This window comes from Streptomyces sp. NPDC030799 (genome assembly GCF_055572255.1).
The window spans coordinates 79,991-101,616 of record NZ_JBVIDS010000019.1; the positions used below are offsets into that span (position 1 = coordinate 79,991).

21 protein-coding genes are annotated in these 21,626 nt (G+C 70.7%); 6 read left to right on the forward strand and 15 right to left on the reverse strand.

What is annotated here, in order from left to right:
• Positions 1-33 precede the first annotated feature (33 nt).
• From ACZ41I_RS37565 to clpS, 8 genes are all read right to left on the reverse strand, one after another.
• Positions 34-2,100, reverse strand: a complete 2,067-nt coding sequence (locus tag ACZ41I_RS37565; protein ID WP_468516267.1) for a putative Ig domain-containing protein — start codon at positions 2,098-2,100, stop codon at positions 34-36.
• A gap of 211 nt (positions 2,101-2,311) precedes the next feature.
• Positions 2,312-3,262 carry a PLP-dependent cysteine synthase family protein gene (locus ACZ41I_RS37570; protein ID WP_363213919.1) on the reverse strand — a complete coding sequence of 317 codons (951 nt, stop codon included), beginning with the start codon at positions 3,260-3,262 and terminating at the stop codon, positions 2,312-2,314.
• A 17-nt stretch (positions 3,263-3,279) separates the two neighbouring features.
• Positions 3,280-3,558 carry a MoaD/ThiS family protein gene (locus ACZ41I_RS37575; RefSeq protein WP_351249975.1) on the reverse strand — a complete coding sequence of 93 codons (279 nt, stop codon included), beginning with the start codon at positions 3,556-3,558 and terminating at the stop codon, positions 3,280-3,282.
• 82 nt (positions 3,559-3,640) lie between these two features.
• Positions 3,641-3,736 carry a putative leader peptide gene (locus tag ACZ41I_RS37580; RefSeq protein WP_363213918.1) on the reverse strand — a complete coding sequence of 32 codons (96 nt, stop codon included), beginning with the start codon at positions 3,734-3,736 and terminating at the stop codon, positions 3,641-3,643.
• 79 nt (positions 3,737-3,815) lie between these two features.
• The gene (locus ACZ41I_RS37585; protein WP_360086125.1) at positions 3,816-4,238 is read right to left on the reverse strand and encodes a M67 family metallopeptidase; all 423 of its coding nucleotides are present in this window, start codon (positions 4,236-4,238) and stop codon (positions 3,816-3,818) included.
• A gap of 136 nt (positions 4,239-4,374) precedes the next feature.
• Complete coding sequence (locus ACZ41I_RS37590) at positions 4,375-5,811, reverse strand: amino acid permease (RefSeq protein ID WP_399768591.1); 1,437 nt, start codon at positions 5,809-5,811, stop codon at positions 4,375-4,377.
• A 347-nt stretch (positions 5,812-6,158) separates the two neighbouring features.
• The gene (locus ACZ41I_RS37595) at positions 6,159-6,764 is read right to left on the reverse strand and encodes a DUF2017 domain-containing protein (protein WP_399768589.1); all 606 of its coding nucleotides are present in this window, start codon (positions 6,762-6,764) and stop codon (positions 6,159-6,161) included.
• A 13-nt stretch (positions 6,765-6,777) separates the two neighbouring features.
• Positions 6,778-7,095, reverse strand: coding sequence for an ATP-dependent Clp protease adapter ClpS (gene clpS, locus ACZ41I_RS37600; protein ID WP_468516268.1), 318 nt, complete (start codon positions 7,093-7,095; stop codon positions 6,778-6,780).
• 57 nt (positions 7,096-7,152) lie between these two features.
• Between clpS and ACZ41I_RS37605 the strand changes: the two genes are divergently transcribed.
• A complete protein-coding gene (locus ACZ41I_RS37605) occupies positions 7,153-8,499 on the forward strand; it encodes a nicotinate phosphoribosyltransferase (RefSeq protein ID WP_399768586.1) in 1,347 nt (448 codons plus the stop codon).
• Between the two features lie 97 nt (positions 8,500-8,596).
• Entirely contained in the window at positions 8,597-9,187 is a 591-nt protein-coding gene (locus ACZ41I_RS37610) for a nicotinamidase (RefSeq protein WP_363213914.1), read from the forward strand.
• A gap of 75 nt (positions 9,188-9,262) precedes the next feature.
• Here the strand turns inward: ACZ41I_RS37610 and ACZ41I_RS37615 are convergent, their stop codons facing one another.
• Positions 9,263-9,583, reverse strand: a complete 321-nt coding sequence (locus ACZ41I_RS37615) for a hypothetical protein (RefSeq protein WP_363213913.1) — start codon at positions 9,581-9,583, stop codon at positions 9,263-9,265.
• Between the two features lie 121 nt (positions 9,584-9,704).
• A complete protein-coding gene (locus ACZ41I_RS37620) occupies positions 9,705-12,059 on the reverse strand; it encodes an immune inhibitor A domain-containing protein (RefSeq protein ID WP_399768583.1) in 2,355 nt (784 codons plus the stop codon).
• A 343-nt stretch (positions 12,060-12,402) separates the two neighbouring features.
• Here ACZ41I_RS37620 and ACZ41I_RS37625 point away from each other — a divergent pair, with 343 nt between their 5' ends.
• Entirely contained in the window at positions 12,403-12,648 is a 246-nt protein-coding gene (locus ACZ41I_RS37625; RefSeq protein WP_363213911.1) for a hypothetical protein, read from the forward strand.
• A 97-nt stretch (positions 12,649-12,745) separates the two neighbouring features.
• Here the strand turns inward: ACZ41I_RS37625 and ACZ41I_RS37630 are convergent, their stop codons facing one another.
• A complete protein-coding gene (locus ACZ41I_RS37630) occupies positions 12,746-13,522 on the reverse strand; it encodes an RDD family protein (protein ID WP_468516269.1) in 777 nt (258 codons plus the stop codon).
• A gap of 86 nt (positions 13,523-13,608) precedes the next feature.
• Positions 13,609-15,396, reverse strand: a complete 1,788-nt coding sequence (locus ACZ41I_RS37635) for an RDD family protein (protein ID WP_468516270.1) — start codon at positions 15,394-15,396, stop codon at positions 13,609-13,611.
• Positions 15,397-15,641: 245 nt separating this feature from the next.
• Between ACZ41I_RS37635 and ACZ41I_RS37640 the strand changes: the two genes are divergently transcribed.
• Complete coding sequence (locus ACZ41I_RS37640) at positions 15,642-16,055, forward strand: SsgA family sporulation/cell division regulator (protein ID WP_399768577.1); 414 nt, start codon at positions 15,642-15,644, stop codon at positions 16,053-16,055.
• 7 nt (positions 16,056-16,062) lie between these two features.
• Here ACZ41I_RS37640 and ACZ41I_RS37645 read toward each other — a convergent pair whose 3' ends face one another.
• Positions 16,063-17,496, reverse strand: a complete 1,434-nt coding sequence (locus ACZ41I_RS37645) for an FAD-binding oxidoreductase (protein ID WP_399768575.1) — start codon at positions 17,494-17,496, stop codon at positions 16,063-16,065.
• A gap of 92 nt (positions 17,497-17,588) precedes the next feature.
• Between ACZ41I_RS37645 and ACZ41I_RS37650 the strand changes: the two genes are divergently transcribed.
• The gene (locus ACZ41I_RS37650) at positions 17,589-19,064 is read left to right on the forward strand and encodes a tetratricopeptide repeat protein (RefSeq protein ID WP_468516271.1); all 1,476 of its coding nucleotides are present in this window, start codon (positions 17,589-17,591) and stop codon (positions 19,062-19,064) included.
• A gap of 8 nt (positions 19,065-19,072) precedes the next feature.
• Here ACZ41I_RS37650 and hppD read toward each other — a convergent pair whose 3' ends face one another.
• Positions 19,073-20,227, reverse strand: a complete 1,155-nt coding sequence (gene hppD, locus ACZ41I_RS37655) for a 4-hydroxyphenylpyruvate dioxygenase (protein ID WP_363213905.1) — start codon at positions 20,225-20,227, stop codon at positions 19,073-19,075.
• Positions 20,228-20,349: 122 nt separating this feature from the next.
• Between hppD and ACZ41I_RS37660 the strand changes: the two genes are divergently transcribed.
• A complete protein-coding gene (locus ACZ41I_RS37660; RefSeq protein WP_363213938.1) occupies positions 20,350-20,832 on the forward strand; it encodes an Lrp/AsnC family transcriptional regulator in 483 nt (160 codons plus the stop codon).
• On the opposite strand, the gene ACZ41I_RS37665 is transcribed toward ACZ41I_RS37660, so the two are convergent.
• Positions 20,829-21,620, reverse strand: coding sequence for a S16 family serine protease (locus ACZ41I_RS37665; protein WP_468319825.1), 792 nt, complete (start codon positions 21,618-21,620; stop codon positions 20,829-20,831). The two genes, ACZ41I_RS37660 and ACZ41I_RS37665, sit on opposite strands and share 4 nt — an antisense overlap.
• Positions 21,621-21,626: the final 6 nt, after the last annotated feature.

The following is a 21,626-nucleotide window of genomic DNA, read 5'->3' on the forward strand; positions in this document are numbered from 1 at the left end:
CCGCGTGCGGGACCACTCTGTCCGGGTGCGGGATCAGCTGGTCGTCAGGGCGGTGTCGTCCACGACGAAGCCGGTCTGCAGCGAGGAGTCCTCCACTCCGTTGAACTTCAGGGTGACCGTCTGGCCCGCCAGCGAGGACAGGTCGAAGGTCTTCTGCGTGTATCCGGAGGCGGCGTTGAGGTTCGAGTACGTCGCCAGGGTGGTCGACCCGGCGGTGACCGTCAGCTTGTCGTACGCGGTGCTGCCGGTCTCGGCGGTGTCGATGTGCAGGAAGAAGGTGAGCGTGGCCTTGCAGCCGGCCGGGATCGTCACCGACTGGGAGAGGGCGTCGGTGTGGCTGGAGCCGTAGCCGTCGAGCCAGGCGTAGTACGAGCCGCCGTGGGCCGCCTCACCGGAGTCGTTGGTGATGACCCCGCTGGACGCGGTCCAGGTGGTGTTGCCCGACTCGAAGCCCGGATTGCCGAGCAGCTGCGCCGCGGTGCAGCCGCCGCCGGAGGAGGAGACGGTCCAGGTGAAGGAGGTGGAACCGGAGGCGCCGGTGGAGTCCTTCGCGGTGACCGTGACCTGGTAGGTGCCCGCGGTGGACGCCGTACCGGAGATCAGGCCGGTGGAGCTGTTGACGGACAGGCCGGTGGGCAGGCCGGTGGCGCTGTAGGTGAGGGCCGCGCCCGCGCTGTCGGTGGCGTGGATCTGGAGGCTGACCGAGCTTCCGGTGGCGGTGGACTGGCTGCCGGGGTTGGTGACGGTCACCGTGTTGCCGCTGCTGGAGCCGGCGGTGAAGGCGGCGGTGCCGTTCGGGGTGCCCCAGCCGGTCGGGCCGTCGTAGCCGGTGGTCGCGGTGCAGAAGTACGAGGTGGTGCAGGAGCCGTTGCTGCCGCTGGTGACGTCGTACAGGTTGCCCGTGTGCTGGTAGGGGTACTTCGCCGGGTAGTCGCTCGTGCCCGGGGTGCCCGCGAGGGCGTAGACGCCGGCGACGATCGGGGCGGAGGCGCTGGTGCCGCCGTAGACCGCCCAGCCGGAGCCGCCGTAGGTGTCGTAGACCGCCACGCCGGTGGCCGGGTCGGCGACCGCGGAGACGTCGGCCTCCATGCGCTTGGCGCAGCCGGAGTCGGTCTGCCAGCCGGGCTTCGGGTCGTAGGCGGAGCAGCCGGAGCCGGTGCCCTCGGTGGAGCTGGTGTGCCACACCGACTCGCTCCAGCCGCGGGAGCTGGAGGAGGTGGTGAGCGCGGTGCCACCGACGGCGGTCACGTACTGGGAGGTCGCCGGGTACTCGGCGCCGTAGGCGGAGTCACCGGAGGAGACGGTGATGGCGACGCCGGGGTGCTTGAAGTACTGGGTGTCCTCGGTGGTCTGGGAGGAGGACTCGGAGCCGCCCCAGCTGTTGGAGACGACCTTGGCGCCGAGCGCGACGGCCTCGTTCTCGGCGATGCCGAGGTCGGTGTCGTTCGCGGAGTTGGCCTCGACCAGGATGATGCTGCAGTTCGGGCAGACCGCGCTGACCATGTCGAGGTCGAGCGCCTCCTCACCGGCCCAGCCGGTGTCGTCGGTCGGCAGCGAGGTGGTCGAACCCGTCTGGCTGACCTGCTTGAAGCAGCCGTTGGCCTTGGTGCAGGCGGACAGGCCGTAGGTGGAGCGGTAGGTGGCCAGGTCGGACTCGGCGTTGGGGTCGTTGTAGGCGTCGACGATGGCGACCGTCATGCCGGAGCCGCCCGTGGTGGGCAGGTTGTAGGCGCTGTGCAGGTTGGCCGGGGAGAGGCCGGAGGGTGCCGCGGCGGCGAGCGCCGAGGAGAGGCGCTGCTTGATGTCGGTGCGGCGCTGGGCGAAGCAGGATGCGTGCCCGGGCTCGGCGGTGGCGCAGAGGTGGGTCGTGGGGACCTTCTGGCCGGCCCTGCCGGTGGAGTGGTAGGTCTGCCGCTCGGGGGCGGTCAGCGCCTTGTTGTTCTGCGTGATCTTCGAGGTGTGGGGGTGGGCCGCTGCGGGCTGTGCCCCGGCCGTCGGTGCCGCGGCGAGTCCGGCGACGGTGAGGGCGAGGGCGGGGAGGGCGACGGCGACGAGTCTTCGCAGACTGCGTCTTTGCCGGCTCGGGCGTGACTCACGCATGGGGTACTGCCTCCGTTGACGTGGGGTTTTCGGGATGGGGCAGGCCCGTGACGCGCGAGCGGCGGCAAGCGCGCAGCCATGAGCATGACACTGCGCGAGGAACGTAGTCCCGGCCCGGGATCGACCGGCAGTACCGAAAGGAATTCTTTGCTCGGCTGTAGGAATGACTTAGCCCCCTCATAAGAGGGGGCTGACGTGGGTTTGAGGCAGGCTAGGCCCAGAGCTGGCCCTGCAGCGTCTCGATGGCCTCCTCCGTGGTGGCCGCCGTGTAGACGCCGGTGGACAGGTACTTCCAGCCGCCGTCGGCCACGATGAAGACGATGTCGGCGCTCTGCCCCGCCTTGACCGCCTTCCTGCCCACGCCGATCGCGGCGTGCAGCGCGGCGCCCGTCGAGACGCCCGCGAAGATGCCCTCCTGCTGCAGGAGTTCACGGGTGCGGGTGACCGCGTCGGCCGAACCGACCGAGAAGCGGCTGGTGAGCACGGAGGCGTCGTACAGCTCCGGTACGAAGCCCTCGTCGAGGTTCCTGAGGCCGTACACCAGGTCGTCGTAGCGCGGTTCGGCGGCCACGATCTGGATGCCCGGCCGGTGCTCGCGCAGGTAGCGGCCGACGCCCATCAGGGTGCCGGTGGTGCCGAGGCCCGCGACGAAGTGGGTGATCGAGGGAAGGTCCGCCAGGATCTCCGGGCCGGTCGTGGCGTAGTGGGCGCCGGCGTTGTCCGGGTTGCCGTACTGGTAGAGCATCACCCAGTCGGGGTGCTCGGCGGCCAGCTCCTTGGCCACGCGCACAGCGGTGTTGGAGCCGCCCGCCGCCGGGGAGGAGATGATCTCGGCGCCCCACATGCCGAGCAGGTCCCGGCGCTCCTGCGAGGTGTTCTCCGGCATCACGCACACCATGCGGTAGCCCTTGAGCTTGGCCGCCATGGCGAGGGAGATGCCGGTGTTGCCGCTGGTCGGCTCCAGGATCGTGCAGCCCGGGGTGAGCCGGCCGTCCTTCTCCGCCTGCTCGATCATGTGCAGGGCAGGGCGGTCCTTGACGGAGCCCGTGGGGTTGCGGTCCTCCAGCTTGGCCCAGATACGGACGTCGGGGGACGGCGACAGCCGCGGCAGGCGCACCAGGGGGGTGTTGCCCACCGCGGCCAGCGGGGAGTCGTAGCGCATCGCTGCTCAGCGGCCGATCAGCGCATGCCGCCGGCGACGGCCGGCAGGATCGTGACGTTGTCGCCGTCGGACAGCTTGGTGTTGATGCCGTCCAGGAAGCGGACGTCCTCGTCGTTCAGATAGACGTTCACGAACCGGCGCAGCTGGTCGCCGTCCACGATGCGGGCCTGGATGCCCGTGTGCCGGCTTTCGAGGTCGGCGAACAGCTCGGCGAGGGTCTCACCGCTGCCCTCCACCGCCTTCTGACCGTCGGTGTACGTGCGGAGGATGGTGGGGATGCGGACCTCGATGGCCATGATTGCGGCTCCTGTCGGAAAGGGTGGGTCTGGGCACACGGCGGCACGCCGCGGCTCACGGCCGTACGGCGGCAGGGGTACGTCAACAGATGGCGCTGTTCAGCCTGCACAGGTCGACGTGCAGCCGCGCCACGAGCAGCATGCCCGGCGTCTTCTCGCTCACGTCGTTCAGAACCATGCGCTCATCGTAACGATTCCCGGTCCGGCCATCGGAGTGTGATCTCGCATACTGGATGGAATCTGACCGCATCGCGGGATCAGTAGGAGTCCACGACCTTGACCTCCTCCTCCGTGACCGCACCGTCCACGATCCGGAAGGAGCGGAACTGGAACTCGCCCATGCCGTCGGTGTCGGCGGTGGACACCAGGACGTAGTGCGCACCGGGCTCGTTGGCGTAGGAGATGTCGGTCCGGGACGGGTAGGCCTCGGTCGCGGTGTGGGAGTGGTAGATGATCACCGGGTCCTCGTCGCGGTCGTCCAGCTCGCGGTAGAGCTTGAGCAGGTCACCCGAGTCGAACTCGTAGAACGTCGGCGACATGGCCGCGTTCAGCATCGGAATGAAGCGCTCCGGGCGATCGGAGCCCGCCGGGCCCGCGACGACACCGCACGCCTCGTCGGGGTGGTCCTTGCGGGCGTGGGCGACGATCTGGTCGACGACGGCCTGCGTGATGGTCAGCATGTCCGTCAGGATAAGCAGAAGGGCCGTTCCGTACCGAGGGATGGTACGGAACGGCCCATATGCCGGACGTCCTGAGCGGCAGCCGCAGCGGAGCGCCACGAGAGCCCCGTGCGGCTGGACGTCCCGGAGGGGATGGTCAGCGCTTGCGGAAGGCCGCGGCCTCCGGGTTGCGGCGCTTGAGCACCCAGTAGGAGACGCCGAGGATCGCGGCCCACAGCGGTGCACAGTAAAGCGACACCCGGGCGTCCTTGTCGATGCCCATGAGCACGATCACCATCAAGATGAACGCGAGCGCGAAGTAGCTCGTGTACGGCGCGCCCGGCGCACGGAACTCGCTCTGCGGCAGCAGCCCGCGGTTCGCCCTCGCCCGGTAGCGGATCTGGCAGAGCAGGATGACGATCCAGGCCCACATGCCGGAGATGGTCGCGAAGGAGACGACGTAGTCGAACGCCTTGCCCGGCCACTGGTAGTTGATCCAGACGCCGAACAGCATCAGCGCGGCGGAGAACGTGGTGCCGACGAGCGGGGTGCCGCTGCGGGTCAGCTTGGTGAACACCTTCGGGCCCTGGCTGTTGAGCGCCAGGTCGCGCAGCATGCGGCCGGTGGAGTACATGCCGGAGTTGCAGGAGGACAGCGCGGCCGTGAGGACGACGAAGTTGACGATGCCGGCGCCGGCGGCCAGGCCCATCTTCTGGAAGGCGGCGACGAACGGGCTCACACCCGGGTGGAAGTTCGTCCACGGCACGACCGAGAGGATCATGATCAGCGCGCCGACGTAGAAGACGGCGATGCGCCACGGCACGGTGTTGATCGCCTTCGGCAGCACCTTCTTGGGGTCCTTGGACTCGCCCGCGGTGACACCGACCAGCTCGACGGCGAGGAAGGCGAACATGACCATCTGCAGGGTCATCAGCGTGTTGCCGACACCGTGCGGGAAGAAGCCGCCGTCGTTCCACAGGTGGCTGACGGAGGCGGTGTCGCCGGCGTCGGAGAAGCCGATCGTCAGGATGCCGGCGCAGATCAGGATCATGCCGATGATCGCGGTGACCTTGACCATGGAGAACCAGAACTCCAGCTCACCGAAGAGCTTCACGGAGATCAGGTTGGCGCCGTACAGCACGATCGTGAAGATCAGGGCCGAGACCCACTGCGGGATGTCGAACCAGTACGTCATGTAGGCGGCCGCGGCCGTGACCTCGGTGATACCGGTGACCACCCAGAACAGCCAGTACGTCCACCCGGTCACAAAGCCCGCGAAGGGGCCGATGAACTCGCGCGCGTACTCCGAGAACGAACCCGACACCGGGCGGTACATCAGCAGTTCGCCGAGCGCCCGCATGATCAGGAAGATCACGAGGCCCGCGACGGCGTACGCCAGGATGAGGCTCGGGCCGGCCTTGGAGATGCCCTTGCCCGCGCCGAGGAACAGACCGGTGCCGATGGCACCGCCGATGGCGATCATCTGGATCTGCCGGGACCCGAGCCCGCGCTGATACCCCTCGCCGCCCTCGCTGCCCTCGGCCCGCGCGGCCTCGTTGCCGTCGCGAAGCTGGTCGACCTGCGATGAGGTCATGTGTGGTGCGCCTTTCTCCATGCCGACCCGGGCCTTTCGTCGGCCACGGATCGGGTTTCGATCCCCCCGGATTGCTGGAGCTGGGCGGCATTCGCGATCCGCCCCTGCCTGGCCGACGGTCGTCGGCTCGGTGGCGCACCCGGCCGGACATGGGTGGTGTCGGCCGGGCGGTCGTGAAGATTTATCACGGCCGCAATATTGATCACAGAGGCAGACTGTGATGCACCACACAGGTAAAAGCGGACAAAATTACACCGAACGCTGCAAAACCGGCCGCAAGGGTGACAGGATCGTTATCCGGATTTGAGCGTCCGCTGAGCGAACACACTCCGGGGGAATCGCCCGGATTACGGCATAAGCGTGGCGACCAGGGTCTCCTGGAGCCCGCCGAGCCACAGATAGGCCATCACCATCGGCTTGCGCGGGTCCTCGTCCGGGAGTCCGTACAGCAGATCGGTGTCGTCCTCGTCGGTGATCTCCAGCCGGGCGCCGATCGCGAGCCGCAGGTCGTTGAGGGCGCCGAGCCACTGCCGGGACTCCTCCGGCGTCAGCTTCAGCACCGCACCGCCCTCGTCCACCGGGGCGAGCGCGTCCAGGGCGCGGATCACCGCGAGTGCGTTCTCGCGCTTGCCCGCGCGAAGGTCGTTCTCGGTGTAGCGGCGGAACTCGGCGGAGTGGGACCGGCGCTCCTCGGCCTCGGCGGGCGAGCCGGGGGCCTCCTCGGGGTCGCTGTACGCGTCGGGGAAGAGCCTCCTGAGCACCGGATCGGCGGGCGGCTCGCTCGGCCCTTCGGCGAACAGCTCGGCGAGCGGGTCCTTCGGGGCGTCCGCGCCGGGGCCGGGGCCGATGAGCTCCAGGAGCTGGACGGCCAGCGACCGGATGATGGAGATCTCGACGTCGTCGAGCGCGACGGCCGCGCCGCCGCCGGGAAGCGGTTCGAAATGTCCGGGCATGTAAGTGGATTCGCTACTTCCGGTCCTGCTGCAGGGTGGCCCACAGACCGTAACCGTGCATCGCCTGCACGTCGCGCTCCATCTCCTCGCGGCTCCCGCTGGAGACGACCGCCCGGCCCTTGTGGTGGACGTCGAGCATGAGCTTGGTCGCCTTGTCCTTGGTGTACCCGAAGTACGTCTGGAAGACGTAGGTCACATAGCTCATGAGGTTGACCGGGTCGTTGTGCACGATGGTGACCCAGGGGACGTCGGTCTCGGGTACGGCGAAGACCTCCTCCGCCGACTCGGTGCGTTCGATCTCTACGGGCGCGGGTGACGTCACAGTGCCCATGCTGCCACGGGCTCCAGAAATCGTCACACTGACGAAATAGGAGTACGATCCATGGTCATGAACACAGCGGACCTTGGGCTGCCGGTGGATGTTCCGTCGACGGCGCTCTTCACTGACCAGTACGAGCTGACGATGCTGCGGGCCGCCCTGAGGGCCGGTACGGCCGAACGGCGGAGCGTCTTCGAGGTCTTCACCCGGCGGCTGCCGGACGGGCGCCGCTACGGCGTGGTGGCGGGCACGGGACGCGTCCTGGACGCGGTGGAGAACTTCCGCTTCGACGCGGGCGTCCTCGGCTTCCTGGGCGAACGGAAGATCGTGGACGAGGACACCCTGAAGTGGCTGGCCGACTACCGCTTCAGCGGGGACATCTGGGGCTACCCCGAGGGCGAGGTCTACTTCCCCGGCTCGCCGGTCATGCGCGTCGAGGGCACCTTCGCCGAGTGCGTGCTGCTGGAGACGGTCATCCTCTCCATCCTCAACCACGACTCCGCGATAGCCGCCGCCGCCTCCCGCATGGCCTCCGCCGCCGGGGAGCGCCCGCTGATCGAGATGGGCGCGCGCCGTACCCACGAGCTGGCGGCCGTCGCCGCGGCCCGGGCGGCCTACGTCGGCGGCTTCGCGACCACCTCCGACCTGGCGGCCGGCTTCCGCTACGGCATCCCGACCGTCGGCACCTCCGCCCACGCCTTCACCCTTCTCCACGACCGGGAGCGGGACGCCTTCCAGGCCCAGGTCGACACCCTTGGCCGGGGCACCACCCTGCTCGTGGACACCTACGACGTCGCCGAGGCCGTGCGTACGGCGGTGGAGGTGGCCGGGCCCGAGCTGGGCGCGGTCCGCATCGACTCCGGCGACCTGCTGCTCGTGGCGCACCGGGTGCGGCAGCAGCTGGACGAGCTGGGCGCGACGGACACGAAGATCATCGTGACCTCGGACCTGGACGAGTACGCCATCGCCTCGCTGGCCGCCGCCCCCGTGGACGCCTACGGCGTCGGCACCCAGCTGGTCACCGGCTCCGGGCACCCGACCTCCTCCATGGTGTACAAACTGGTCGCCCGCGCCGAGTCGAGCGACCCGAAGGCGCCGCTGGTGCCGGTCGCGAAGAAGTCCAGCGGCGGCAAGACGTCCGTCGGGGGCCGCAAGTGGGCGGCGCGCCGGCTGGACGAGGACGGGGTGGCGGAGGCCGAGGTCGTGGGCACCGGTCCGGTGCCGGCGGACCTCGCCGACCGTCAGCTGCTGACACAGCTGATCAAGGGCGGGGACGTGATCGCCCGCGAACCCCTGGACGTGCCCCGGGACCGTCACATCGCCGCCCGGGCGAATCTCCCGCTCTCCGCAACCCAGCTGTCCCGAGGGGAACCCGTCATTCCGACGGAGTACGTCCAGGGACGCTCGGGTAGCTAAAGCGGGACCGTCGTCCGCCCCGCTCGATGCCCTCTCCCGCACGGGCCCCGAAGTCTCTAGGCTCAGTTACTTCACTCTCAGTCGAAGGACACCCACCATGCGCCGCGCATTGATCGTCGTAGATGTGCAGAACGACTTCTGCGAGGGGGGCAGCCTCGCGGTGGCCGGGGGTGCGGACGTGGCCGCCGCCATCACGGAACTGATCGGCCAGGCGGCCGGCACCGGCTACCGGCACGTGGTGGCCACCCGCGACCACCACATCGCGCCCGGCGGCCACTTCGCCGACAACCCCGACTTCGTCCAGTCCTGGCCCGCGCACTGTGTCGCGGGCACGGAGGGCGTCGGCTTCCACCCGAACTTCGCTCCCGCCGTCGCCTCGGGCGCGGTCGACGCGGTCTTCGACAAGGGCGCCTACTCGGCGGCCTACAGCGGCTTCGAGGGCACCGACGAGAACGGCGTCCCGCTCGCCGACTGGCTCCGCGCCCGCCACATCGACGAGGTCGACGTGGTCGGCATAGCCACGGACCACTGCGTGCGGGCCACCGCCCTGGACGCGGCCCGCGAGGGCTTCCGCACCCAGGTCCTGCTGGACCTGACGGCGGGGGTGGCCCCGGAGACGACGGAGAGGGCACTGGAGGAGCTGCGGGAGGCAGGGGTGGAACTCACCGGCAAGCCGGTGAGCGGTTAGGGCAGCGCCCCGAAGGGCGCGGGGAACCGCGCGGGCAACCACCACGGACCCGCGGTCGCACCACGCGCCGAACGGTCACTGCACCACCGCCGACCGGCGCAGGAGCGCCCGGATCGGATGCCACAGCTCGTTCACCATGACACCGTTGTCCGCCGGTGCCGTGCGCCATATCAGGCCGTCCGGGTGGTGCAGGACTGCCGTGATCTCGTCCGGGGTCGGAGGCGCGGCGTTCCCCCGGAGATAGATCGCGCGCAGGCCCAGGTTGCGGAGCCTGGTCAGGGCCCTGGCCCGGTTCTGGGCGTGCACCAGGACCCGCACCCCGGCAGTGCCGTAGGGCAGGTTCAGTGCCACCACGACCGTGCCGTTCGGCAGTTTGCAGAAGCCTCCAGCGGCCATGCGGTCACATCCCCGTTTCGGTCGGTGTCAATAAGCGGTCCACAGGACGCACCTAAACACGATCGGCGGCAACCCGCCAAGGGGTTGCCGCCGATACCTGTCTGACCTGCAAGAACGCGGACTACTTCACCGCGGGACCCACCTTGAGGAAGATCGTCGAGCCGTCCTTGGCCTCCTTGACGATCGTGATCTTGGTGTTGGTGTCAGTGACCTTCACGCCCCCGGTCGGGTTCGTGGGGTCGTAGTACGTGCTGGTGTGGTCGTTGAAGACCGGAACACCCTTCGACGCCTTGATCACCGTCGCGACGTCCGCCTTGTGCAGCGTGATGCCGTCGGTGCCGTACAGGCTGAACGGGGAGTCGTAGGCCTGCATGCGGTTGCGCATCAGCGTGCCGTCGGCCCACTTCATCGCCGTCGGGTGCGAGTCGATCGGCAGGATCAGACCGGTGCCCGGGTGGTCCTTGGCGTTGGTGTTGTTGTCCGCCTGCGAGGTGTCCCACTTCCAGATCAACAGGCCGTTCTGGTACGGGTAGTGCTCCACCCAGCCGGGGCGCTTGGCCGAACCGAAGTTGTACGGGCCGACCTTGAGGGTCTTGTCGTACGAGACGTACTGCCGGTTCTCGGCGATGTAGTACTGCTTGTAGTCCTTGGTGAAGGACGCGCCGATGCGGGAGAAGCCGTTCGACGTCCAAGCGGCGTCCTGCGTCTCGGCGTTGTCCGAGAAGAGCGCCGTGCCGTCGGCGGTCACGCTGATCAGGTCGGCCGCGAAGCCGTTCTCCGCGACACCGCCGTCGGTGGCGTAGCGGAAGCGCAGGTCGATCTTCTTGCCCGCGTAGGCGTCGAGCGGGAACGACAGCTTCTTGTGCGTCTGCGAGAAGCCGGTCAGCGCCGGCTTGCCTCCGGCGTCACGCGGAATGGCCTGGCCGTCCGCCGTGCCGTCCAGGGCGGTCCAGTTGGCGCCGCCGTCGGTCGACACCTCGGTGTAGACGTAGTCGAAGCCGTCCTCGGTGGCCCACCAGCCGTCCAGGTCCAGCTTCGCCGACGACTTGCCGGTGAGGTCCACGGACCGGGTCAGCGTGTTGTTCAGGTCGTTGCCGCTGCCGCTCCACCACTGGTTCTTGCCCTCGGCGGGCTCGGTGATCGTGGTGGTGACCGCCTTGTCGGGCAGGTTGACCACGAGGGCCTGCTTGTTCCAGGTGTTGTACTCGGCGACGCCCAGCTTGTGGGTGGACTGCGTGCCGGCCTTGGCGGTGTCGTAGTTCAGCCAGCCCAGCTGCAGCTTGTCCCAGGCGTTCATGTCGCCCGGCAGGTTGCCGATGGACTCCTTGCCGGTGCCGAGCCAGGAGCCGGAGGACATCAGGGTCCAGAAGCCGGTGGAGTTGTCGCCGCCGTCGGTGTCGTACTCGTCCGGCAGGCCGAGGTCGTGGCCGTACTCGTGGGCGAAGACGCCGAGGCCGCCGTTCTCCGGCTGGATGGTGTAGTCGCCGACCCAGACACCGGTGGTGCCGACCTGCGCGCCGCCGAGCTTGTTGTACTCGGGGCCGGTGGCGCCCTTGTCGGTGCCGAAGGCGTACCAGCGGTGGGCCCAGATCGCGTCCTTGCCCTGGGCGCCGCCACCCGCGGACTCGTCCTCACCGGCGTGCACGATCTGGAAGTGGTCGACGTAACCGTCGGGCTCGTTGAAGTTGCCGTCGTGGTCGTAGTCGTAGCGGTCCCACTGGTCGTACTGGGCGAGGTCCTTCTTGATGTCGGCGTCGGACTTGCCGGCCGCCTTCTGCTGGGCCACCCAGGCGTTCAGGCCGTCGCTGACGACGTTCCACACACTCGGGCAGTTGGTCTGGCCGCAGGCGTTGTTGCCGTAGCGGGCCTCGTTGTAGGGGACCTTGACCCAGTCCGAGACCTCGCCGTTGACCGAGTAGCGGCCCGAGGACTGCTTCTCGTAGTACTTCTTCAGCGACTCGGTCTTCTTGCCGGTGCCGAAGTAGAGGTCCTGGTAGTGCTTGCGGTTGTAGTCCTTCTGCCAGGCCGTCGAGTTGTCCTGCTTGCGGTCCGGCGCGGCGATGGTGTTGTGCAGCGGGCCGGGCGTGCCGCCGAACTTGGGGTCGGTCCTGTCCCCGAACTCCACCAGGATCGTGAAGATCTTGTCGGTCTTCTCGCGGCTGAGCTCGACGTACTTGCTCTTGCCCTTGCGGCCCTTGAGCGCCACGACCTTGGAGCCGTTGCGCTCCTGCGCCTTGGCCTTGCCCGATACGAGCTGGTTCAGCGCCTCCTGGCGCTGGGCCCTCTGGGTCTTGCTCAGCGGACCGTCCAGGTCGTGCGCCCGCTGCTGCACCGGGGCCGGGTCGTGCCGGTTGGCGGCAGCGGACCGGGGCTGGGTGCCCGCCTCCGCGACGGCGAAGGTGGCGAACGTGGCGGAGGCCGCCGCGAGCGTCACCCCGATCGCGGCAGCTCTGAACGTCCAGGATCTGCTGGTCACTTGAGTTCCTCCCCCGCGCCGCGCACACGGACAGGGGGTTCCGGGTCATGGAGGAATCCGTGCGCGCAAGATCAACGCGTGTAATCAAGTGCCGTAATTTGACTAGAGGTTTAGAAGAAAAGACAGTCCTTGACTTGTGCAGGCCAAGTGCACTATGCGGATGCGGTGTCCGCTTTACGAACCTGCTGGCGGCCTATGCCTCCACCCCATGACTCCGTGCGCCCCCCATGCACCCCGTACCGTGGGTTAGGTCACGCTTACCAGGCGCTCCGTTCGGGCATGCACGCGAAGAGAGTCGAACGGCACGTCTCAGCCCCCGAAGTCTTCCTAGGACACGATTGCCATGCCTCGTCCGACTGCCGCACAGCTCGTTTACGGTTCCTGCACCGTGGTCTTCTCGACGCTCGCCATGCTGCTGCTGTCCCAGACGGGTTCGGGCCTCGGGATCACCGTCATCGCCCTCGCGGCGCTGGCCCTCGGGCTGCTCGTGGCGATGACGGTGCCGCTGCCGACCGTCCGCACGACCGAGGCGGCGGCCGGATCCGCCGAGCCCGCACCCCAGGAGCAGCCGGTGTCCACAGCCCTGTGAACGGCGGCGCACACGACAGCGGCGGACCCGTGTTCCCCACGGGCCCGCCGCTCTCGTATGGCCGCCCATAACATCTCCGGCCACCCCGGCACGTCGCTCAACGGGTGCTGACCACCACCGTCTTGGCCGCCTTGTCGTGCAGGCCTTGTTTGTACGGTTTGTCGAAGAAGCTCCAGCCGCCGGAGATCGCCGTCCAGATGCAGGCGCAGCAGAAGGCGAACGGCAGCCACAGCACCAGGGCGCGGATCAGGTTGGTCTGCACCGAGGGGGTGGCGCCGTCGTCCAGGTTCGCCACCCGCATGCCCAGCCACTGTTTGCCGAGGGTCTGGCCGTACTTGGCCGTCATGAAGGTGTCGTAGGCGATGTACAGGACGGCCGCGATGACCGACTGTGCCACCGACCGGCCGACCTCGACCTGGTCACCGTTGATCTCGTACTCGCGCACACCGAACGCCCAGGTGAGCAGCCAGACGACGATGCCGACGAGGACCATGTCGATGATCCGCGCGAGCGTCCGCCTGCCGCTGTCGGCGAGCGGGGGCATACCGGCCAGCGGGTCGGCGGGGTAACCGCCGGCGCCGGCGCCATGGGGGTCGTAGGGGCCGGCACCGTAGGGAGGGGGCCGGCTGCCCCCGTACGGAGGCGGCGGCTGGTCGCCGTACGGCGGCGGGGGCTCGCCGCTTCCGTACGGGGGTGGCTGGCCGCCACCCGGGGGCTGCCCGCCACCGCCCGGTGGCGGGGGCGGCTGGGCACCGCCGTACGGGGCGTCGTACGGCGAGCCCGGCCCCTGCCCCTGGTCCGACGGGGGCCGCTTCCTGAACGGGTCGTCCTCGGGTGGCTGCTCTCCGGATCCGGGGGGCGGTGCGCTGCTCATGGCCCGAGTGGACCGCGAAAGCGGCGGTTCCGCATCCGGTGGGCGGCCGTACGGGGGAGCGGGCAGCGGCTGCCGGCGCCGTTCGGTCAGCCGGCGACGAAGGTGTGGGCCGCCTTGTCGTGCCAGCACTGGTGCCAGGGCCGGTCGAACAGGCACCACAGCACGCCCACGATCCCGATGCCGAGCAGCCCGGGCACGCTGTAGACCAGCCAGCGGCGCAGGGCCGGTCCGAAGGCCGGGGGCTCGTGCGCCTCGATGTCCCGCACCTCGATGCCCAGCAGCTTCTTGCCGAGGGTGCGGCCCCACTTGGCGGTCGGCAGCACCTCGTACACCACACCGGAGAGCAGCAGGACGGCGAGGACGATGCCGAGGCTGGTGGCGGTCGTGCCGTCGAGCAGCCAGACGGTGACCTCGCGGCCGGACAGCTTGGCCGCGTCGATCTTCTCCTGGACGTGGTCGGCGGCCCGGATGCCGAGCGGCACGGCAGCGGCGGCCGTCACCGCGCCCAGCACCAGACTGTCGATCAGGCGGGCGGCGAACCGCTTGCCCAGTCCGGCGGGGCGGGCGGCGGCCTGGCGGCGCGCGGCCGCCTGGAAGGGGTCCTCCACCGGCGGCTTCCACGGCGCCACCGGCTGCTCGTCACCGCCACCGGCCAGCTGGTGCACCTGCTGCGCCCAGGACGCCTGACCGCCACCGGGCCCGCTGGTCAGCGGGGTGGCCGGGGCAGCGCCCTGCGCCGGCACCGACGGCGCCACGGAGGAGGGCGCGGGCTGCGCGGCGGCAGCGCGCGCGGCGGCGGCCTTGCCGGCCCCGAAGCCGGGGCCTGCGGCCGGGCCGGACGCGGCGGACGGCGGGGCGGGCGCGCCGACGGGACCCTGAGGGCCGAAGCCGCCCGAAGCCCCGGCCGCACCGGGTCCGGCCGCACCGGGTCCGGCCGGAACGGCACCCGGTGCCGCGCCCGAGCCCGAGACCTGCCCGCCGAAGCCGGAACCAGGCCCGGCCTCGGCACCGGAGGCGGGGGCCGCGGCGGAGGTACCGAAGCCCGCGCCCTGCGCGGGAACGTGCGGGCCGAAGCCACCGGGCGCTGCGGACGCACCGGCGGCACCCGCGTCGGTACCGGACCCGCCGGCGGCTGCCGCTGCCGAGCCGGACCCGGGCGCGCCGGGGCCCTGGGCCGCGCCGTGCGGTCCGAAGCCGGAGCCCGCGCCGGCTTCCGTGCCCGGGGCCTGCGGGCCGGACCCGGGCTGCGCGCCCCGCCGGCCCTGGCCGGGTACGGGGCGGAACGTCATCGTGCCGTCGTCCTTGACGGCCGCGGGACCCGGGACCGGCCGCCGGAAGATGAAGGTGCCGCCGGGGTCCTGGTCCTCACCCTCCCCCGGCGTGACCGAGGCCGTCCCGTCGGTGCGGCCGGCCGGCCGGGCCGGACCCTCCGCGGGCACCCGCGGGTCGGCACCCCAGGCGGCCCGCCCGTCACCGTCCCCCGCCCGGCCGCCCACGCCGTAGCCGCCCGCGGCTTCCCCCGCCGGGCCCTGGTCGCCGTACCCGGCAGGGCCCGTGGTGCCGGGGCCGTCGGCGCCCCAGGCACCGGCCCCGCTCCGGCCGTCGGCCGCCCACCCACCGGCCCCCTCCTGCCCGGAGGCGGCCGGCTCGGGGTCCTCGTCGAAGAAGTGCGGGCCCGTTTCCTCCACCGCCGCGGGGGCGGCGCGGACGCCGGGCGGCGGGACGAGCGGTTCGCCGTCCTTCGGCGCCGGCCGGCTGGTGCCGGGCACCCAGGAGGCGCCGTTCCAGTACCGGACGTATCCGGGGATGGACGGATCCGGGTAGTAGCCCTCGCGGGGCCTGTCGTCACCTGGGGCCGGGGTTGGGGCGCTCATGTCCGTCGTCCCGTATCTGCTCGGGGGTGGGATGGGGGCCTCCACATCTATCAGACCGGGGCAGCCCGCAGCGCCAGTCCCGCCGGACCCACTCCTTTCCGGGCAACGCCGCACCGGACTCCCACAGGTCCGCGAAAAAATTTTCCCCCTACCCGCGTAATGGCCCGGCCCCACTCCTCTCTCCCCTGGTACGGGCCCGTTCCGAGCGGTCCCGAAAAGCGCAGACGAGGAAAGGAACGCAGGTCATGGGGCACATCGTGGTGGAGCGGGAGCTGGAGCTGAGGCTGATCCTGTCGCCGGAGCGCAGCATCCCGGTGCCAGCCCGGCTGGGCTACCGCTCCGCGGATCCGTACGCCGTCCACATCGCCTTCCACATCAACTCCGACTCCCCCGTCAGCTGGACGTTCGCCCGCGATCTCCTGGTGGAGGGGGTGTTCCGGCCGTGCGGGCAGGGCGACGTACGGGTGTGGCCGACGAAGGCCGACGGACGCAGGGTCGTCCTGATGGCGCTCAGCTCGCCGGACGGGGAGGCGCTGCTGGAGGCGCCCGTCCCGCAGGTGTCGGCCTGGCTGGAGCGGACGCTGCGGGCGGTACCGCCGGGGACGGAGGGCGGACAGCTGGGCATCGACGACGCGCTCGACCAGCTGCTCGCCCAGTGAGGCACGGTCAGAAGACCTTGCCCGGATTGAGGATGCCCAGCGGGTCGAAGGCCTGCTTCACGGCCCGCTGCATCTCGACCCCGACCGGGCCGATCTCCCGGGCCAGCCACTCCTTCTTCAGCACGCCGACGCCGTGTTCGCCGGTGATGGTGCCGCCCAGCTCCAGGCCGAGGGCCATGATCTCGTCGAAGGACTCGCGGGCCCGCCGGGACTCGTCGGCGTCCTGGGCGTCGAAGCAGACGGTGGGATGGGTGTTGCCGTCGCCGGCGTGCGCGCAGACGCCGATGGTCAGGTCGTACTTGGCGGCGATCCGCTCGACGCCCTCCAGCATCGCGCCGAGCTGCGAGCGGGGCACGCACACGTCGTCGATCATCGTCGTGCCCTTGACCGCCTCCAGCGCGGTCAGCGAGAGCCGCCGCGCCTGCAACAGCAGCTCGGACTCGGCCGCGTCCTCGGCGGGCACCACCTGGGTCGCTCCCGCGGCCTCGCACAGCGCACCGAGGGCGGCCAGGTCGGCGGCGGGGTGCGGGGTGTCGAAGGCGGCCAGCAGCAGCGCCTCGGTGGTCTCGGGGAGGCCCATGTGGGCGAGGTCGTTGACGGCCTTGACGGTCGTACGGTCCATCAGTTCGAGGAGGGAGGGCACGTGACCGCCCTCCATGATCCGGCAGACGGCACCGCAGGCGGCGGCCGCCGAGGGGAACTCGGCGGCCAGCACCAGCTGCTGCGGCGGCTTGGGCCGCAGGGCGAGGACGGCGCGGACGACGATGCCGAGCGAGCCCTCGGAGCCGACGAAGAGACGGGTCAGGTCGTAGCCCGCCACCCCCTTCGCCGTACGGCGGCCGGTGGACATCAGGCGGCCGTCGGCGAGGACGACGTCCAGACCGAGGACGTACTCGGCGGTCACGCCGTACTTGACGCAGCACAGGCCGCCCGAGCCCGTGCCGATGTTGCCGCCGATGGTGCACATCTCCCAGCTGGAGGGGTCCGGCGGGTAGTACAGGCCGAGTTCCTCGACGGCGCGGGACAGGGTCGCGTTGATCACGCCCGGTTCGACGACGGCGATCCGGTCGACGGGGCTGATCTCCAGGATGCGGTCCATCCGGGTGAGGGACAGCACGATGCAGCCGTCGGTGGCGTTGGCGGCGCCGGACAGGCCGGAGCGGGCGCCCTGCGGTACGACGGGGACGCGCAGCTCGGTGGCGGTGCGCATGACGTGCTGGACCTGTTCGACGGTGCGCGGCAGAACGACGACGGCCGGGGCGCCGGCCGGGCAGAAGCTCGCCATGTCGTTGGCGTAGGAGGCGGTGACGTCGGGGTCGGTCAGGACGGCCTCGACGGGCAGGCCGGCCAGGAGCCGGTCGGTGAGGTCGCTGCTGCCCGCAGCGTTGCCGGTGTCCGCAGCGTCTTCGGAGCGGGGCGCTTCGATACGGCTCATGATCAAAGGGTCGCACTCACGGCCATCGGTGTGAACCCCGGACGCCCTCCGGTTGGTCCACTCGGATGTGATCGTCGTATTGACGCACAGTGAGCGCCATGGACAACCGAGTGTGCGTACCGGGTACGTCCCTGCCGGTCGAGCCGCCGCCGCGCCGCTCCCGGCGCTGGCCGCGCCGGGTGCTGGCCACCGCGCTGGCGGGCGGGGTCGCCGCGGGCGCCGTGCTGACGCTGCTCACCGAGGAGCAGCCGCACGGGGCGGGCCGGCCGCCCGCCGCCGGACCGCCGGCCCAGGCGCAGGCGCAGGCGGCGCAGGCACTGAAGGCGGTGACGTGGGGCCTGCCGGCCGCGCTGCCGCAGCTGGGGGCGCTCATCGGGCAGCAGGAGCAGCGGGTGCGGGCGCAGCCCAAGGACGCACGGGCGTGGGCCGTGCTGGGGGCCGCGTATGTGGCGCGGGCCCGCCGGACGGCCGACCCGGCGGACTACCCGCGGGCCGAGCAGGCGCTGCAGACGTCCCTGCGGGTGCGGGCGGCGCAGAACACCGAGGCGCTGGACGGGCTGACGGCGCTGGCCCTGGCGCGCCGGGACTTCCCGGCGGCGAAACGGTACGGCGAGCAGGCGCTGAAGGCGGCGCCGAAGCGGTGGACGGCGTATCCGCCGCTGATCGACGCCTACACCGGGCTCGGCGACTACAAGAACGCCCGCGCGACGCTGGACAAGCTGCTGGGGCTGCGCACCGGCGCGGCGGCCCGGCCGGCGGTGATGGCGCGGGCGTCGGCGGTGTACCGGGACCGGGGCTGGCGCGAGGACGCGGTGGCCCAGCTGACCGACGCCGCGTCCGCCGCCGGCACCCCGGCCGAGCAGGCCGCCTATCTGACCGGGCTCGGGCAGCTGGCCTGGGAGCGCGGGGACCTGCAGGACGCGCTGCGGCACTTCGAGGCGGCCGCGCGCCTCGATGCCGACCAGGGGGCGGCGCTGACCGGGCGGGGCCGGGTGCTGGCGGCGCTGGGCCGCACCACGGAGGCGTACGCGGCGTACCGGGCGGCGCTCGCCGGGCATCCGAGTCCGCAGGACGCCTGTGAGCTGGGCGAGCTGTACGAGGCGCACGGTATGGCGGCGCAGGCCCGGGAGCAGTACGACCGGGTGAAGGAGCTGGTACGGCGCCGGATGGCGGCCGGGGTCGACGAGGAGCTGCTGATCGGGCAGTTCGAGGCGGACCACGGGGATCCGGAGGAGGCCGTGGAGCGGTTGCAGGCGGAGTGGGAGCGCCAGCCGGGGATCGAGGTGGCCGACGCGCTCGGCTGGGCGCTGCACCGGGCCGGCGACGACGAGGAGGCGCTGACCTACGCCACCACCGCGACGGACACGACGAAGGGCGGCGGGGTGCGCAGCGCGCTGTACGCCTTCCACCGGGGTCTGATCGAGCTGGAGCTGGACGAGCAGGCTTCCGCGCGCCGGCACCTGCAGCAGGCGCTGCGGTTCAACCCGTACTTCTCACCGCTGCAGGTTCCGGTGGCCGAGGAGGCGCTGCGGGCGCTGGGCGACGTACCGGACGAGCCGGCGCCCAGCGCCTAGCACCGCCGTTACAGGTTGCCCCGCTTGGCCTGCTCGCGTTCGATCGCCTCGAACAGGGCCTTGAAGTTGCCCTTGCCGAAGCCCATCGAGCCGTGCCGTTCGATGATCTCGAAGAAGACGGTCGGCCGGTCCTGGACCGGCTTGGTGAAGATCTGCAGCAGGTACCCGTCCTCGTCGCGGTCGGCGAGGATCTTCAGCTCGCGCAGGGTCTCGATCGGCACCCGGGTGTCGCCGACCCACTCGCCGAGGGTGTCGTAGTAGGAGTCGGGGGTGTCGAGGAACTCGACGCCGGCCGCGCGCATGGTGCGGACCGTCTGCACGATGTCGTTGGTGTTCAGCGCGATGTGCTGGACGCCGGCGCCGCCGTAGAACTCCAGGTACTCGTCGATCTGGGACTTCTTCTTGGCGATCGCGGGCTCGTTGATCGGGAACTTGACCTTGAGGGTGCCGTCCGCGACGACCTTCGACATCAGCGCGCTGTACTCGGTGGCGATGTCGTCGCCCACGAACTCCTTCATGTTCGTGAAGCCCATGACCTTGTTGTAGAACCCGACCCACTCGTTCATCCGGCCGAGTTCGACGTTGCCGACGCAGTGGTCGATGGCCTGGAAGGTGCGCTGGGCGGGCGGTTCGACCATCGGCTTGGCGGCGACGTAACCGGGCAGGTAGGGGCCGTCGTAGCCGCTGCGGTCGACCAGGGTGTGGCGGGTCTCGCCGTAGGTGGCGATGGCGGCGAGGACGACGGTGCCGTGCTCGTCCTTCACCTCGTACGGCTCGGCGACGCTCGTCGCGCCGTGCTCGATCGCGTAGGCGTACGCGGCGCGGGCGTCCGGGACCTCGATGGCCAGGTCGACGACGCCGTCGCCGTGCTCGGCCACGTGCCGGGCGAGGAAGCGCCCCCAGTCGGTGTCCGGCTTGATCACGGAGGTCAGCACGAAGCGGGCGGAGCCGTTCTCCAGGACGTAACTGGCGGTCTCGCGGCTGCCGTTCTCCGGTCCGGAGTACGCGACCAGCTTCATGCCGAAGGCGGTGGAGTAGTAGTGCGCCGCCTGCTTGGCGTTGCCCACGGCGAAGACGACCGCGTCCATTCCCTTGACCGGGAAGGGGTCGGCCTGCCGTGCGGTGTCGGGAGCGGGGTGTGTGTTCGCAGAAATCGCAGCCATGCGGGAAGGGTGGCCCCGCTCTGCAAGGTGCGCAATAGTTGGCGTATTCGCTGGGCAATCTGCTCAGCGGTACGGCCGCATCGGCGGACTTTCTGTGCAGGATGACCATTCCTGGGGGTGCTGTGGCGATCGATCATCTGGACGGGCGCATCATCGTGCTGCTGGCCCAGGAGCCGCGCATCGGTGTGCTGGAGATGTCCCGGCGGCTCGGGGTCGCGCGGGGCACGGTGCAGGCACGGCTGGACCGGCTCCAGTCGAACGGAGTCGTCCGCGGATTCGGCCCCCAGGTGGATCCGGCGGCCCTCGGCTACCCGGTCACCGCGTTCGCGACGCTGCAGATCCGGCAGGGCCAGGGGACCGACGTCCGGGCACACCTGTCGACCGTGCCGGAGGTGCTGGAGCTGCTCACGACCACCGGCAGCGGGGACATGCTGTGCCGGCTGGTGGCCCGCTCGAACGCCGATCTGCAACGGGTGATCGACCGGGTCGTCGGCTTCGACGGCATCGTCCGCGCCTCCACGGCGATCGTCATGGAGAACCCCGTTCCGCTGCGGATCATCCCGCTGGTGGAACAGGCGGCGGCGGAGGGGCGGGACACCCCCTAGCAGCTCGGGACCGAGTCCTTGCCCTTCTCCAGGGCCACCAGGGAGTTCACCGCGCTCTTCAGCGTGGTGACCGGGACCAGCCGCAGGCCCCGGGGCAGTTCCGCCTTGGCGTCCGCGCACTCGTCCTCCGGCACCAGGAAGACACTCGCCCCGTCCCGCCGGGCGGCCTGCATCTTCAGGGCCACCCCGCCGACCGCGCCGACCTTGCCGGCGGGATCGATCGTGCCCGTACCGGCGATGGTGCGGCCGCCGGTGAGGTCGCCGCCGCTGCCGTCGCCGTCCAGCTTGTCGATGATCCCCAGGGTGAACAGCAGACCCGCGCTCGGCCCGCCCACGTCGGCGAGCTTCAGCGTGACCTTGACCTTGTCGGCGCTCAGCCCCAGGTACTTCAGCGCCGCCGCGGTCGCCGCGTCCTGGGACTGCCGCATCTGCGCCTCGTTGTGCTTCTCGATCTCCTTGACCGTGTCACCGCTCGGGTAGACGGCGTCGTGCGGCATGACGGCCCGGTCGCTGCGGAACCAGTTGCCGACCACGTCACCGAGGGTCACCGTGGTGTCGGGGCCGGTCGCCACGATCGTGACCATCCGCAGCTGCCCGCCGGTCCTGCGGACCGGCACGCCGGAGACGGTGATCACCGGGGTGCCCTTGTTCTCGCCGAGCACGTTCGCCGTCATCCCGGGCTGCGCCACCGAGAACGGCAGCGGCGCGAACGCCGCCGTGGCCAGCAGGGCCACGACGGGCAGCGCGCAGACGGCTACGGCCTGGGGACGCGTGAGACGAGAGAGCACGGGATC

Excerpts from the sequence above, each read along its gene's own strand:
- ACZ41I_RS37650 (WP_468516271.1), top strand. The coding sequence starts at position 17,589 with ATGGACAACCGAGTGTGCGTACCGGGTACGTCCCTGCCGGTCGAGCCG.
- ACZ41I_RS37610 (WP_363213914.1), top strand. The coding sequence starts at position 8,597 with ATGCGCCGCGCATTGATCGTCGTAGATGTGCAGAACGACTTCTGCGAG.
- ACZ41I_RS37595 (WP_399768589.1), bottom strand. The coding sequence starts at position 6,764 with ATGCCCGGACATTTCGAACCGCTTCCCGGCGGCGGCGCGGCCGTCGCG.
- ACZ41I_RS37625 (WP_363213911.1), top strand. The coding sequence starts at position 12,403 with ATGCCTCGTCCGACTGCCGCACAGCTCGTTTACGGTTCCTGCACCGTG.
- ACZ41I_RS37615 (WP_363213913.1), bottom strand. The coding sequence starts at position 9,583 with ATGGCCGCTGGAGGCTTCTGCAAACTGCCGAACGGCACGGTCGTGGTG.
- ACZ41I_RS37635 (WP_468516270.1), bottom strand. The coding sequence starts at position 15,396 with ATGAGCGCCCCAACCCCGGCCCCAGGTGACGACAGGCCCCGCGAGGGC.
- hppD (WP_363213905.1), bottom strand. The coding sequence starts at position 20,227 with ATGGCTGCGATTTCTGCGAACACACACCCCGCTCCCGACACCGCACGG.
- ACZ41I_RS37605 (WP_399768586.1), top strand. The coding sequence starts at position 7,153 with ATGAACACAGCGGACCTTGGGCTGCCGGTGGATGTTCCGTCGACGGCG.
- ACZ41I_RS37580 (WP_363213918.1), bottom strand. The coding sequence starts at position 3,736 with ATGGTTCTGAACGACGTGAGCGAGAAGACGCCGGGCATGCTGCTCGTG.
- clpS (WP_468516268.1), bottom strand. The coding sequence starts at position 7,095 with ATGGGCACTGTGACGTCACCCGCGCCCGTAGAGATCGAACGCACCGAG.
- ACZ41I_RS37570 (WP_363213919.1), bottom strand. The coding sequence starts at position 3,262 with ATGCGCTACGACTCCCCGCTGGCCGCGGTGGGCAACACCCCCCTGGTG.
- ACZ41I_RS37575 (WP_351249975.1), bottom strand. The coding sequence starts at position 3,558 with ATGGCCATCGAGGTCCGCATCCCCACCATCCTCCGCACGTACACCGAC.
- ACZ41I_RS37590 (WP_399768591.1), bottom strand. The coding sequence starts at position 5,811 with ATGACCTCATCGCAGGTCGACCAGCTTCGCGACGGCAACGAGGCCGCG.
- ACZ41I_RS37630 (WP_468516269.1), bottom strand. The coding sequence starts at position 13,522 with ATGAGCAGCGCACCGCCCCCCGGATCCGGAGAGCAGCCACCCGAGGAC.
- ACZ41I_RS37565 (WP_468516267.1), bottom strand. The coding sequence starts at position 2,100 with ATGCGTGAGTCACGCCCGAGCCGGCAAAGACGCAGTCTGCGAAGACTC.
- ACZ41I_RS37585 (WP_360086125.1), bottom strand. The coding sequence starts at position 4,238 with ATGCTGACCATCACGCAGGCCGTCGTCGACCAGATCGTCGCCCACGCC.
- ACZ41I_RS37640 (WP_399768577.1), top strand. The coding sequence starts at position 15,642 with ATGGGGCACATCGTGGTGGAGCGGGAGCTGGAGCTGAGGCTGATCCTG.